Annotated in this window: 11 protein-coding genes; 8 read left to right on the top strand and 3 right to left on the bottom strand. The window is 71.2% G+C overall.

What is annotated here, in order from left to right:
* Nucleotides 1-273: 273 nt before the first annotated feature.
* The 3 genes from WBA97_RS40035 to WBA97_RS40025 are packed head-to-tail and all read right to left on the bottom strand — an operon-like array spanning nucleotide 274 to nucleotide 5,007.
* Nucleotides 274-2,739 (bottom strand): transglutaminase TgpA family protein, encoded by a 2,466-nt coding sequence (locus WBA97_RS40035; RefSeq protein ID WP_424236459.1) that lies wholly within the window; start codon nucleotides 2,737-2,739, stop codon nucleotides 274-276.
* Between the two features lie 14 nt (nucleotides 2,740-2,753).
* Complete coding sequence (locus WBA97_RS40030) at nucleotides 2,754-4,028, bottom strand: DUF58 domain-containing protein (RefSeq protein ID WP_424236457.1); 1,275 nt, start codon at nucleotides 4,026-4,028, stop codon at nucleotides 2,754-2,756.
* A gap of 7 nt (nucleotides 4,029-4,035) precedes the next feature.
* Entirely contained in the window at nucleotides 4,036-5,007 is a 972-nt protein-coding gene (locus tag WBA97_RS40025; RefSeq protein WP_424236461.1) for an AAA family ATPase, read from the bottom strand.
* 633 nt (nucleotides 5,008-5,640) lie between these two features.
* Here WBA97_RS40025 and mraZ point away from each other — a divergent pair.
* The 8 genes from mraZ to WBA97_RS39985 form a co-directional block, all read left to right on the top strand.
* Nucleotides 5,641-6,072, top strand: a complete 432-nt coding sequence (mraZ, locus tag WBA97_RS40020) for a division/cell wall cluster transcriptional repressor MraZ (protein ID WP_133905960.1) — start codon at nucleotides 5,641-5,643, stop codon at nucleotides 6,070-6,072.
* 161 nt (nucleotides 6,073-6,233) lie between these two features.
* Complete coding sequence (gene rsmH / locus WBA97_RS40015) at nucleotides 6,234-7,202, top strand: 16S rRNA (cytosine(1402)-N(4))-methyltransferase RsmH (protein ID WP_424236454.1); 969 nt, start codon at nucleotides 6,234-6,236, stop codon at nucleotides 7,200-7,202.
* Nucleotides 7,199-7,774 carry a septum formation initiator gene (locus WBA97_RS40010; RefSeq protein WP_424236452.1) on the top strand — a complete coding sequence of 192 codons (576 nt, stop codon included), beginning with the start codon at nucleotides 7,199-7,201 and terminating at the stop codon, nucleotides 7,772-7,774. The genes rsmH and WBA97_RS40010 overlap by 4 nt, the downstream gene beginning before the upstream one ends.
* Nucleotides 7,775-7,982: 208 nt before the next feature.
* Entirely contained in the window at nucleotides 7,983-9,908 is a 1,926-nt protein-coding gene (locus WBA97_RS40005) for a peptidoglycan D,D-transpeptidase FtsI family protein (RefSeq protein ID WP_424236450.1), read from the top strand.
* 19 nt (nucleotides 9,909-9,927) lie between these two features.
* Nucleotides 9,928-10,812, top strand: coding sequence for a haloalkane dehalogenase (locus WBA97_RS40000; protein ID WP_424236448.1), 885 nt, complete (start codon nucleotides 9,928-9,930; stop codon nucleotides 10,810-10,812).
* Nucleotides 10,813-10,871: 59 nt separating this feature from the next.
* Nucleotides 10,872-12,437 (top strand): SWIM zinc finger family protein, encoded by a 1,566-nt coding sequence (locus WBA97_RS39995; protein ID WP_424236446.1) that lies wholly within the window; start codon nucleotides 10,872-10,874, stop codon nucleotides 12,435-12,437.
* A 164-nt stretch (nucleotides 12,438-12,601) separates the two neighbouring features.
* On the top strand, nucleotides 12,602-13,264 hold the full coding sequence (locus tag WBA97_RS39990) for a rhomboid family intramembrane serine protease (RefSeq protein WP_424236445.1): 663 nt from the start codon (nucleotides 12,602-12,604) through the stop codon (nucleotides 13,262-13,264).
* A 249-nt stretch (nucleotides 13,265-13,513) separates the two neighbouring features.
* The coding region (locus WBA97_RS39985; RefSeq protein WP_424236443.1) for a Mur ligase domain-containing protein at nucleotides 13,514-13,816 on the top strand (303 nt) is incomplete at its 3' end.

Below are 13,816 nucleotides of genomic sequence, written 5' to 3'. Positions count from 1 at the left end.
GTTCGGGACCGCCGAGTTTGCCGTTCGGGCCCTGACTCCGATGGAGACGAACCACCAACTCGCGGGTCCTGAACCGTGGACTCGCGAGTTCCGAACCGTGGACTCACCGGTCCGAACCGAAGACTCGCGGGTCCTGAACCGTGGACTCGCGAGTTCCGAACCGCCAACTCGCGGGTTCTGAAGCGTGGACTCGCGAGTTCCGAACCGCCAACTCACCGGTTCTGAACCGTGGACTCGCGGGTTCTGAAGCGTGGACTCGCGGGGTTTGGTGGGTTAGCGGTTTAGTACTGAGCGGGGGAGGAGTTTGGCTCGCCAGCCTAGGGGGGCGCCTCGGCGGATGCCTTCCATCAGGTTGTCGTAGGCGGGGGCCAGGTTTGGGTCGGGGGTGTGCTGGCCGCCGTACCAGGAGCGTTCCACCTCGCCGACGACGGTGCGTAGTGCGCGTCTGCCGCCCTCGTCCAGGGAGTGCTCGCGTGCCATGCGGCGGGCGGCCGTGCGGACCGTCTCGGTGCTGGCGACCTCGATGCCCCGGTCCCGTGACTCGGCGAGCAGTTCGCGCCACGCCGACGTCGCCGCGCCGGGCGCGTTCGTGTGGATGTCGTGCCGGTGCGAGAGGCGTCTGCGTTCCCGGACCACGCCCGGGAACGCCGCGATCAGCAGCACCACCACGAGCACCGCCAGCCACCACGCCACCAGCGCCGCGCAGAACACCAGTGCCAGTGCCCACGCCGCGAGCGCCAGTGGCAGCAACTGGCCCCGCCGCCTCGGCCTGCCGCGTGAGGCGGCCACCATCGCCGTCAGCACGACCGCGACCAGCATGAGCGGCACGATCGCCACCCACACCCACAGCACCGTCGACTGCTCCTGCCGGTCGTTCCCGCCCGCGCCCGCCTCCGTGGTCTCCTCGTCCTCCGGCGTGCCGGTCGGCGCGCTCGGCGCGGTCGGCGCGGCGGAGGTCCCACGCGGGTTCTCCGGGTCGTCCTCCGGACCGGACGAGCCGGTGTCGGAGGCGTACGGCGGGTTGTAGGTCGTGCCGTCGGACAGCGGCGTCGGGTCGAAGGTCACCCAGCCCGCCGACGGGAAGAACACCTCGACCCACGCGTGCGCGTTCTGCGTGGTGATCGTCCGGTACTCGCCGTTCGAGTAGCCGCCGGTGTACCCCATGGCGACGCGGGACGGGATCCGCGCCGCCCGCAACAGGATCGCCATCGCCGACGCGTACTGCTCACAGAACCCGGTCTTGCTGTCGAACAGGAAGTCCTCGAGCGCGCTGTCGTCGGAGCCGGTCCCGGTCTCGGTGTCGTACTGGAAGCCGTTGCCGGGTGAGAAGTAGTCCTTGATCGCGTGGACCTTCGCGTACGTCGTGGACTTGCCCGACGACAACCGCCACGCGAGGTCGACGACCGACTGCGGCAGTCCTTCCGCATGCAGGTACTTCCCCGGGACCTGGCCCTCGGCGGTGAAGTCGCCGTCGCCCGCCAGCTGGTCGCGGCTCGGCTCGGTCATGTCGGCCTGCTCGCTGTACATCGGCAGCGAGCGCCGCGACTCGCCGTAGACCATGCCGCTCTCGGCGTCGTAGCGCATGTCGTCGGGCAGGCCGTCCAGCGAGACCGGTATACCGGCCACCGGCGCCCAGTAGTCCTTGGAGTTGACCGGCTCGATCTGGAGGTCGACGATGTCGTCGGGATCCGGCTGCCCGACCCCCTTCGGCCGCGGCAGGTCCCCGCCCACCTCGACACCTCGCGGCAGCTCCCGCTCGTTGTCCCGGCGCCAGCCGCCGGTCCGGTCGTACATCGGCAGCGTCATGGCCCGCAGGTAGCGGGCCCGCTCGTCGTCCATGCCCGACACCCGGAACAGCTCGACGTTGCCCTCGCGGTCGAGCATGCCGCGCAGCGACGTGAACGGGTTGAGGCCGAGACCGCCCTCGCCGCCACCGTTCTCGCCGCCGGGCAGCTGGCCGATCGTGCCGATCCAGGTGACCGTGGCACCGGCGAACAACGCGATCGCGACCGCGCCCGCGACCAGTGAGGCCGGCCCGCCGAGGCCGCCGTTGGTGCCCTGGACGGTCGGCCGGTTGCGCCACATCTGGTGGCGGTGCGCGCCGTCGACCGCGAGCAGCGCCGCGAACGACAGCGCGCCGAGCACGAACGCCCACCACGGCAGCATCTCGTCGGCGAGCGACGCGGGCACCGCGTACACGCACAGCAGCACCAGCCCGCACGCTGCGGGCGTGCCCGCGGACACGGCGAGCGTGTCGACGAGGACGGCCACCAGCCCGATCGCGATCACCACGAGGCACAGCACGGCCTGGGTCGCGGGCACAGGTGGCACCCCGGTCCGCACCACCTCGACCGACGTCTGGAGCACGCTGCCCAGCTCCGCGATCGAGTCCGGCCCCGGCAGGATCCCGAGGACCCCCTCGTTGGTGAACAACGCGACGAGCAGGCACATCAGCGCGAACATCTGCGCGAGCCCGACCAGCAGGATCGGGGTCCGCGCGGCACGCAGCCCGAGACCGACGGCGGTGACCACGGTGACGGCGACACCCGCGTAGCCCCACCACCGGAGTCCCTCGATCACACCGGACAGCGCGAGCGACGCGCAGAGCGTGGTGACGGCCGCGACCACCGGCGTGACGGTCATCGACCACTGCGCCGAGGTCAGCTCGCCACCGGGAGGCGGTGGTGGTGGCAGTGGCGTGTGTCTGCCAGGCGGGCGGGTCGGGGTTGCTGTCGTCACGGTCGTGCCACTCCCTATCCCGTGATCACCGAGTCGGCGCGGGTGCCGTGGGTGCGGCAGAGCGTCGCCCACGTGGCCGTCATCGGGGTGTTCGGCCGCGCGACGGTGACTCCCCAGCCCGCGCCGCGCAGCAGTGCGGTCGCGCCGTCGATGTCCGTACCGGCCGCGCCCTCGTCCTGCGCGGCCCATGCCGTGGTGTCGAGCAGCACGGCGAGGCTCCGCGTGCCCCGCGACCGGTGGCCGAGCAGCGCCGACAGCGACTCCGGTGTGGTGGCGCCGAGGATCGCGATCAGCTCCTGCCCGCCCGCGGGGTCGTTCGGGCTGTTCATGCTCGTCGTCGGCGTGGCGGTCAGCGCGGCCAGCGCGTCGAGCACGGCGTGGTCGTTGTGGGTGCCGTCGCCGGTGTCCCGCACGATCAGCCCGCCGGACTCGGTGACGAGCCGGATCCGCTGTCCGTACCGGTGCAGGTGCAGGCAGACGCTGGCCGCGAACGACACGGCCCACTCGAGGCTCGAGTTCGCGCCGGTGCCGCGGTGTGCGGCCGCGCGGTGGTCGAGCATCACGGTCGTGCCGCCGCGCCACGGGCGTTCCTCGACGCGCACCATCATCTCGTCGCGCTTCGCGGTCGACCGCCAGTGCACCTTCCGCAGGTCGTCGCCCTGCCGGTACGGGCGCACGATCGCGTCGTCCTCGCCCTGGCCCGCGTTGAGCCGCACGGAGCCGTCGTCGCCGGAGCCGAGCCCGGACCCGCCCGGCACGCCTGCGAGCTTCACCGCGCGCGGCACCACGATCAGCCGCGACGTGTGCGCGAGCTCCCGTTCGAACTCGGCGAGCCCGAACGGGTCGGTGATCGTCGCCTTCAGCGGGCCAAGCTGCTGGATGCCGCGCAGCATCGGCTGCACGTGGTAGCGCAGCCGGGTGCCGGTGTGCCTCGGCAGGTGCTCGATCACGAACCTCGGCTTGCCGCCGAGCGAGTAGGGCACGCCGTCGGACACGAGCAGCCCACCGGTCGGCAGCCGTCCTGTGGACGTGATGTGCAGTGTCACCTCGGCACGCCCGCCGACGGGGGTGCGGTTCGGGTTGATCTGCCGCTGCGCGTGCAGGCCGACCCGCGCCACCGCGGTCAGCAGGCACACGAGGATCGGCAGCGCCACCACGAACACGGCGACGCGCAACAGGTCCCGTTCGTTCAGCACGAAGGAACACAGCGCAGCCGCGAGCCCGGCCGCGAGCAGGCAGCGCCCACGCGTGGTCAGACCAGAAAGCGCACCTCGGAGCGGCCGCGCCACGGCCCGGCTACCTGTTCCCGCGTGCGGCCCACTCGGAACCGGACGGCGGCCCCGACTGCGGCACCGGTACCCGCTGCACCAGTGCGCGGATCAGCTCGGCGGGGGAACGGCGGCCCGCCTGGGCCTCCGGGGTCAGCACGAGCCGGTGCGCGAGCACCGGTACGGCCACGGCGTGCACGTCGTCGGGGACCACGAAGTCCCGGCCCGATAACGCGGCCTGCGCGCGGGCCGCGCGCACCAGGTGCAGCGTCGACCTCGGCGACGCGCCGATCCGGATCTCCGGCAGCCGTCGCGTCGCGGACACCAGTTCGACGGCGTAGCGGCGGACCTCGGGGGAGAGCTTGACCGCGCGCACGGTCTCGACGAGGTTCTTGACCTGGTCGGCGTGCGACACCGGCTGGAGGTCGGCGAGCGGGTTGTGGCCCGCGTGCTCGTCGACCATCGCCAGTTCGGCGGCCGGGTCGGGGTAGCCGATCGACACGCGTGCGGTGAACCGGTCGCGCTGCGCCTCCGGCAGCGCGTAGGTGCCTTCCATCTCGATCGGGTTCTGGGTCGCGATGACCATGAACGGCGCTTCGAGGTGGTAGGTGTGCGCGTCGACGGTGACCTGCTCCTCCTCCATGCACTCGAGCAGCGCCGACTGGGTCTTGGGGGAGGCGCGGTTGATCTCGTCGCCGACCACGATGTTCGCGAACACCGGGCCGGGCCGGAACTCGAACTCGTTGGTCTGCCGGTTGAAGATCGACACGCCGGTCACGTCGGAGGGCAGCAGGTCCGGGGTGAACTGGATGCGGCTCACCGTGCAGTCGATGGAGCGCGCCAGCGCCTTGGCGAGCGACGTCTTGCCGACCCCGGGGACATCCTCGACGAGGAGGTGGCCCTCGGCGAGCAGCGTCACGAGCGCGATGCGGACGACCTCCGGCTTGCCGACGAGCACCCGCTCGACGTTCGCGGCGATCCGCTGTGCGGCGGCGCCCAGCTCATCGAGCGGGGAGACCTGCCGGTAGTGCTGCTGAGCGGACTGCGCAGGCTGGTCACCGTTCGCGCCGGCCACGGGCTGTGCGTAGGGGTCGCCGCCATGCGCCGAGTAAGGATTACCAGGCAGCGCCGATGGTGGGGTACTCGACGTCACGCGACCTCCTGAGAACTTCGTGGGCCCCAGCAGAGCCTGCTCCGAAGTGTGTCAAACCTGCGAGAAGTACCCCACCCCTCGGCGATGGCAAAGAGGTGCGGGTGTCCTTACTATCTTGTACGCCTCTTTGCCCGGCTGCGTCCCGGATGGACGAATTGGCCACGAGCCATGGTCTCCCACTTCTCCCCACCGGAGTTCCCAACGACGCCCCACCGTGAACCCGACCGGACCGGAATCAGTCCGTTCGGCCGCCTGAGTGGGCACCCTCGGCCGCTGTTTCAGCACCCGGATGGGGGAGTCCCACCACAGGGCCCCACCTTGCCCCCCACCTGTTGACCTGCGTAAACAATGCGAACCGGGCCACGGAATCCGGCCATTCGCCGTTGACTGTGGTGAAAAGTGGGGTACGGTGGCGGCAAGTGGGGCAGAAGGGGGCCTCATGGCTGGTCCGCACGGACCGGTGGGGAGGTGCGGACCCCGATGTTCCTCGGTACGCACACCCCCAAGCTGGACGACAAGGGGCGGCTCACGCTGCCTGCCAAGTTCCGGGACGCCCTCGCGGGTGGGCTGATGGTGACAAAGGGTCAGGACCACTGTCTCTACGTCTTCCCGCGAGCCGAGTTCGAGGAAATGGCACGCAAGGTGGCCGCCGCACCCTTGACGAACGAGGCGGTTCGCGCCTACCAGCGGTACCTGTTCGCCGGAACGGACGAGCAGCGACCCGATGGCCAGGGGCGGATCGCGGTCGCACCAGAGCTCCGCCGCTACGCGGGGCTGACCAAGGAGTGCGTGGTCATCGGTGCGATCACCCGCCTGGAGATCTGGGACGCGCAAGCGTGGCAGACCTACCTGGACGAACACGAGGACGACTACTCCCAGGCACGGGAGGAAGTCCTGCCCGGCGTGTTCTGACGGGAACGGAACTCGGGCACGGAAACACGCGGGTGCCGCCAGGCCTCCGTTCCGCTCGCCTTCGACCCTGGCACACCTTCCCCGGCGCCAGGTTCGACGAGCGGGCGGGGACCTGGCGGCACCCGCTGGATTTGTTTGGCGGGAGAGGGGGTGTATTCGGCATGGGCGAAAACTCGACGGCACACGTTCCGGTGTTGCTGGACCGGGTGCTCGCACTGTTCGAGCCCGCGCTCACCCAGCCCGGGGCCGTCCTCGTGGACACCACCCTCGGCCTCGGCGGGCACGCCGACGCACTCCTCGCCGCGCACCCCGCGCTCACCATGGTCGGCCTCGACCGGGACCCGAACGCGCTGTCCCGCTCCCGTGACCGCCTCGCGCGCCACGGCGACCGGGTCCACCTCGTGCACGCGGTCTACGACGAGCTGCCCGACGTGCTGTCCGAGCTGGGCATCGCGCCCCGCGGCGGCGTCGCGGGCGTGCTCATGGACCTCGGCGTGTCGTCGATGCAGCTGGACGTCGCCGAGCGCGGCTTCGCGTACTCCAAGGACGCGCCGCTGGACATGCGGATGGACCCGACGGCCGAGCTGACCGCGGCGGAGGTGCTGAACACCTACCCGCCCGGTGACCTGGTGCGGATCCTGCGCGACTACGGCGAGGAACGGTTCGCGAAGCGGATCGTCGACCGGATCGTCCGTGCCAGGGGCACCACCCCGTTCACGAACAGCGCCCCGCTGGTCGAGCTGTTGTACGAGGCCGTCCCGGCGGCGTCGCGGCGCACCGGCGGGCACCCGGCCAAGCGCACGTTCCAGGCGTTGCGCATCGAGGTCAACGGCGAGCTGGACGCGTTGCGTGCCGCGGTGCCCGCCGCGCTGCGTGCGCTGCGGGTCGGCGGGCGGATCGTGGTGGAGTCCTACCAGTCACTGGAGGACCGCATCGTCAAGCAGGCGCTTGCCGGGCTGGCCAAGTCCCGCACGCCCCAGGGCGTGCCGGTGGAGCTGCCAGGACACGGCCCGCAGGTGCGGCTGCTGACCAGGGGTGCGGAGCAGGCCGACGAACAGGAGATCGAACACAACCCGCGGGCGGCCTCGGTCCGGTTGCGTGCGGCCGAGCGGATTCTGGAGGCAACGTGACGATCCAGGCAGAACCGACTCGCGCCAGGGTGAAGGACACGGTCGACAGCCCGCCCGCGCCGACCCGTACCTCGGCGCCGGGCCGGGCGAGATCCGCCGCGGCCCAGCGCGCCTACGCGCGGCGGGCCCAGCGCGAGGGCCGCCCGATCCAGCGCGCGGTGGATGACGACCTCGACCACGGCGCGGGCCGCGTGTCGTTCGCGGTGCTGATCATCGTGCTGCTGGTGGTCGGCGTCGCGGCCACGCTGTGGCTGTCCACGCAGGCGATCGCCGACTCCTACCGCCTCGACCAGGCGAAGCAGGACACCGAGCGGCTGGCCGAGCGCGCGGCGGTGCTGCAGCGCGAGGTGACCGAGAAGGAGTCGGCGGCGTCGCTGGCCGAGCGAGCGAAGGCGATGGGCATGGTCCCGGCAGGTGACCCGGCCCGGCTCGTGGTGCAGCCGGACGGCACGGTCGTGGTCGTCGGCGATCCGACACCGGTGGCACCGCCCGCACCGCCCGCGATCGAGAACCCGCAGGCGAACCATGACCAGCAGCAGCCGCTCCCGCCCGGCGGGCAGGGAGCCGGCTGATGTCGCGTGATCGGCTCGACGCCCTGGACGTGCCATTACCGGCTGCCGCCGGAGGTGGCTGATGCCGGGGCAACCCAGAGCACACCGGCCGCGGCGGCCGGGCGCGCCGGTCCGCAGGCCGGTGCGACGGGTCGCCGCGTCCGGGGCACCTGCGCGCGGTGGCGCACCCGGGCGTGGCACGTCCCGGGGGCGCCCACCGCGTTCCGCCATGCACGGGTCCGATCGCCGGGTGGCGCCGCCGCGCAAGGTGTCGACCGGTCCCCGGCAGCTGGTTCGCAAGAAGCGCAAGCCACCCAACCACCACATCCGGGTGGTGGTCGTGCGGTTCCTCCTCATCGCGGCCCTGGTCGCGGCCGGGCTGAAGCTTGTGCAGGTCCAGGGTTTCGAGGCCGAGGCGCTCGCCGCGAAGGCGGAACGGCAGCGCATGACCGAGATCGACCTGCCGGCGCACCGCGGGTCGATCCTCGACCGCAACGGGATGGAGCTCGCGTTCAGCGTCGAGTCACGCACGCTCGCGTTCCGGCCGAAGGCACAGCGCAAGGACATCGACACCTACAACGAGAACCTCGAGAAGGACGAGTCCGACGCGAAACCGCTGAACTTCGACACCGAGACCGAGAACATGGCGCGGTACATGGCCGCGAAGCTCGGTGGCGTGGTGTCGAAGGGCGAGCTGCTCGGCAAGCTCCGCAAGGACACCAACTTCGTCTACCTGGCGCACAACGTCGAGCCGGCGCTGGCCAGGGAGATCCAGGACAAGTATCCGTCGGTCATCCTGGAGTACCGCGCCGAGCGTGAGTACCCGGGCAAGACGACCGCCGCGAACATCATCGGCGTCGCCAACTGGCGCACCGAGGACCGGGACGCCACCAAGCACGACCTGCACGGGCTCGCCGGCCTTGAGTCGTTGCGGGACAACCAGCTCGCGGGCAAGGCGGGCCGCCAGGAGGTGGCCACCGAACTGGGCGACGACGGCGTCTTCATCCCGGGCACCAAGCGGGTGTGGCCCGCCGTCGACGGCTCCGACCTCGAATTGACCATCGACGCCGACCTGCAGTACTTCCTGCAGCAGTCGCTCGCGGACTACGTGGCCACGTCGCAGGCGCGCGGCGGCAGCGCGGTGATCATGGACGCGAAGAACGGCGAGGTGTACGCGCTCGCCAACGACAAGACCTTCGACCCGAGCGCCACCACCGGCTGGAACCGGGACTCGATGGGCAACCCGGCGGTCGGCAACATGTACGAGCCGGGTTCGGTGAACAAGGTCGTCACGGCACTGTGCGCGATCAGCCAGAACGTCACCTCGCCGCTGGACGTGCACCAGGTGGAGGACAGCATCCAGGTGTCGGACCGCACCATCCGTGACGCGTGGGACCACGGGACGCTGCCGCTCACCACGACCGGCATCTTCGCGAAGTCGTCGAACGTCGGCACGCTGATGCTCGCGCAGAAGTGCGGGCAGGACGAGTACGCGGAACTGCTGAAGAAGCTCGGGCTGGGCGCCCGCACTGGCGTCGGCCTCTCCGGCGAGAGCCCGGGCAGCGTGCCGCCGCGCGGGCAGTGGTCCGGGTCCACGTTCGGCAACCTGCCGATCGGGCAGGGCCTGGCGATGACCGTGTTGCAGATGGCGGGCATGTACCAGGCACTCGCCAACGACGGGGTGCGGGTGCCGCCGAGGGCCGTGGCCGCGGTGATCACCCCGGAGGGCGAGCGGATCCCCGAGCCGAAGCCGACGCCGGTGCGCGTGGTCGACGCGAAGACCGCGAAGACCGTGCGCGACATGTTCCGCGCGGTCGTGCAGAAGGCGCCGAACAAGAACAGCGGCACCGGCGTGCCCGCGGCGCTGACCGGCTACCAGATCGCGGGCAAGACCGGCACGGCCCAGCAGTTCGACAAGGCCGTTGGCCGGTACAGCCAGGAGAAGTACTGGATCACGTTCGCGGGCATCCTGCCTGCCGACAACCCCCGCTTCGTCGTGGGCATCATGCTCGACCAGCCGAAGTACGTCGGCGGCCCGCCGGAGGGCAAGAGCGCGGCGCCGCTGTTCCACGACATCGCCTCGCACCTCGCGCAGACCTACAACATCCCGCTGTCCAAGGAACAGACGCCCTACCTCCCGCTGCTGTTGCCCTGATCGCCGTAGTGTGCTGGACATGGTTCTGCGCACGGACGACGCACGGTTCGCCGGCCTGCCCGACTTTCCATACGAGCCGTCGTACGCGACGGTCGGCACGCTGCGCATGGCGTACGTGACGGCGGGCCCGGCGGACGGCCCGGTCGCGTTGCTGCTGCACGGCGAGCCGAGCTGGTCGTTCCTGTACCGCAAGGTGCTGCCGGTGCTGGCCGACGCGGGGATCCGTGCGGTGGCACCGGACCTGGTGGGTTTCGGCCGCTCAGACAAGCCACCGGCGGCCGCGCACAGCTACGCGGCGCACGTCGAGTGGGTGCGCGCCCTGGCGTTCGACGCGCTGGACCTGCGGGACGTGACGGTCGTCGGCCAGGACTGGGGCGGGCTGATCGGGTTGCGGGTCGCGGCGGAGCACCCGGACCGGGTGGCGCGGATCGTCGCCGCGAACACCGGTCTGCCCACCGGCGAGCACGGCATGCCCAAGGTGTGGTGGCAGTTCCGGCGCGCGGTGGAGAACGCGGAGACGCTCGACATCGGCCGGTTCGTGCAGGCGGGCTGCGCGAAGCCGATGTCCGACGAGGTCCGTGCCGCCTACGACGCCCCGTTCCCGGACGAGTCCTACAAGATCGCGCCGCGGCTGATGCCGGGGCTCGTGCCGGTCTCTCTTGAGGATCCGGCGGCGCCCGCGAACCTGGCGGCGTGGCAGGTGCTTCGGAAGTGGGACAGGCCGTTCCTCTGCGCGTTCAGCGACGGCGACCCGATCACCGGGCCGATGGCGCCGATCCTGCGCAAGCTGGTCCCCGGCGCGGCCGGGCGCGACCACCCGGTCATCGAGGGCGCGGGCCACTTCCTGCAGGAGGACGCCGGTGAGCGGCTCGGCGAGGAGATCGCCCGGTTCATGACGCGCTGACCGACCTCGGGTTTCCTGCGGGTTTCCGGTTTGTCGGTGGTGTGCGCTTGGATTGCGCAATGGCGTGGTTCACCGAGGACGATCTGCGTGCCGCCGCGGGCGACGGGTCCTTCCGCCGTGGGCGGGACTATGTCGACGCGGTGGGGGAGCTGCAACCGACCGCGCTCGGCGTGCGGGCGGCGGTGCGGGGCAAGGACGTCTACGAGGTGTGGCTCGGCAGAGAGAAGGCCGCGCTGGTCGGCGAGTGCGGCTGTCCGTTCGGCGTCGAGGGGAACTTCTGCAAGCACTGTGTGGCGGTCGGGCTGGTGCTGCTCGCGGACGGTGCCCCGGGCCCGGAGGCCGACCTCGACGCGTACCTGCGGTCGCTTGACCAGCGCGAGCTGGTGGCGCTCGTGCTGGAGCAGGCGAAGCGCGACCCCGGCCTGTACCGGCAGCTCGCGCTGCGTGCTGGCAGCACGGGTGCGCCGCAGGTGGCGGTGCTGCGCAGGCAGCTCGACACCGCGTTGCGGGTCCACGGTTTCGCGGATGCCAGCTACGTCACCAGGGCCAAGGACGTGCTCGACACGGTCCGCGACCTGGTCGACGCCGGCCACGCCGCCGAGGCCCGGCCGCTCGCGCGGCACGCCGTGGAGCTGCTGGTCGACGCGATGGGCGCGGTGGACGACTCGGCAGGCGACGTCGCCGGGGTGTGCAGGCGCGCGGTGAAGCTCTACGCGCGGGCGTGTGCGGTGGCCCGCCCGAACCCGGCGAAGCTGGCGTCGTGGCTGTTCCAGCTGCGCCGTGGCTGGCCGACGTGGCCCACGATCGACATCGGCGACTTCGCGGAACCGCTTGGTGAGACCGGCATGGCCGCGTACCGCACGCTCGTGGACGACGCGTGGCACGCACTCGACGGTGACTCCGACGACTCCGACCACGCCGTGCTGCGTGCCATGCGCGAACAGCTGGCGAAGGCCTCCGGCGACGTCGACACGCTCGTCGACGTGTTCGCGGACGGGCTGCCCGCCGTGCGTTCGTTCCGGGAGATCGTGTCGCTGCTGCGTCACTCGGGCAGGCTCGACGAGGCGATCCGGTGGGCGGAACGCGGGGTGGCGGAGACCCGCGACCTGTCGCTGACCGAGCTGCTCGTCGAGTCCTACCTGGACGGCCAGCGCGGCGACGATGCCGTCGAGCTGCGGAAAGCCGACCTCCGCTCGGCGCGGACCCGGGTCTGCTACGGCCGCCTGCGGGACACGGCGGTCTCGGCAAAGGTGTGGTCGGGGCTGCGGCCGTGGGCGCTGGACGTGCTGCCGCCAGAGGAGCTGGTCGGCGCGTTGCTGGACGACGGGGACGTCGAGGAGGCATGGCTGGCGGCGGTGAAGCACGACTGCGCGGGGACGGAGGTCGTGCGCAGCCGGGCGGAGACGCAGCCGGCCGAGGTGCTTGCCGCGTACCGGGCGCTGGTGACGGAGTGCCTATCGCGGGGTGGGCGGGAGTGCTACCGGGAGGCGTGCGTGCTGTTGAAGGAGATGGCCTCGTGCGCGGAGCGGTGCGGGGAGTCGGTTTCCGGGTTCGTCGCGTCGTTGAGGATGGCGCACTCGCGTCGGCCCGCACTACTGGATGAGCTGCGCAGGGCCGGATTCTGAGCCGCCGTCACGGGCGTGTCAGGTACTGCTTCTTGCGGCGGCCGCCGCAAAGCTCGGCGGGTGACGTCCCGTTCGGACCAGCGGGGAGACTTTTCTGACCGTGGGCCGCGATCCGTGATCGTCTCGGGGTTCCGGCGGGCGGCTGTGTGCCGAATACTCGAAACGTGAGCACTCTGCCGACCAAGCCGCTGCCGACACCGGACGAGGAAGGGACACTCGGGAGCCCCATCGGACGCGCCGCGTCGCTCATGGTGGTGTTCCTCGGGCTGCTCTGGATCGTGCAGCTGATCAACGCGGGCACCGACTACTCGCTCGCCCGCTCCGGCGGGATCCTGCCCCGGCAGCCGAGCAGCCTGCTCGACATCATCACGTCGCCGTTCCTGCACGGCAGCATCGAGCACCTCGCGGGCAACGCGCTGCCGCTGTTCAGCCTCGGTGTCATCGCGGCGATCCCGAGCCCGAAGCGGTTCCTGATGATGACGCTCGTCGTGATCGTCATCGGCGGGTTCGGGGTGTGGCTGTTCTCGCCGGTGGACAGTGTGACCGTCGGCGCGAGCGGGGTGGTGTTCGGCTACTTCGGCTACCTGCTGCTGCGCGGGTTCGTCGACCGCAGGCCCGCTGACGTGGTCATCTCGATCGGTGTCGCGCTCGCCTACGGGTACCCGATGTGGAACTCGGTCGGCTTCGGGCGCGAGGGGGTGTCGTGGCAGGGGCACGTCGCCGGTCTCGTCGGCGGCATGGTCGCCGCGCTGTTCCTGCGCCTCCCCAGGAGAAAACCGGTAGACGACATTCCAGACAACCCGCTGCCAGGCCTCCCACCCGGCTAGTCCGCCTCCCCGGAACTGGACGGAACCAGACGGTTCGTGTGGATCTTTGTGCGAGCGTCTGGGCCTGACCAACAGTGACCTCAGGGGAACGTGACGGCACCCAGCCACTAACCGCCTGCGGTCCGCAGCTGTCGCTGGGTCGAGACCGACACTTTCAAATTCCGGGGAGGCGGACTAGCTGAACGTGACGCGGCCGTTTGCACCAGGGTGTCCTTGATCGCCCTCCGTGCGCAGGTAACCTTCCGCGACGTGCCCGCCAAGCTCGTTGGCAAGGCCGTCACGGCACCGCCTCGCCCCACCAGGATCGAACCAGTACCGCTCACCACGTTGGTGGCGCGGGCGGACGCGCGCGTCCAGCACCAGGAGAAGGCCGCCGATGTGCTCGTCACCGGCGCCACTCTCCGTGCACAGCACGTGCTCCCCGGTGACCTGTTCGCCGCGCTGCCCGGTGCCCGCGTGCACGGCGCCGACTTCGCGGCGGAGGCCGTGCGGGCCGGTGCGGTCGCGGTGCTGACCGACGAGGACGGCGCGCGGCGCGCCGCGCTCAAGGAC

Source organism: Actinophytocola sp. (assembly GCF_049647105.1).
GTDB lineage: Bacteria > Actinomycetota > Actinomycetes > Mycobacteriales > Pseudonocardiaceae > Actinophytocola.
The sequence above is the reverse complement of the archived record's forward strand: the minus strand, read 5'-3'. Positions and strand labels throughout refer to the sequence as shown.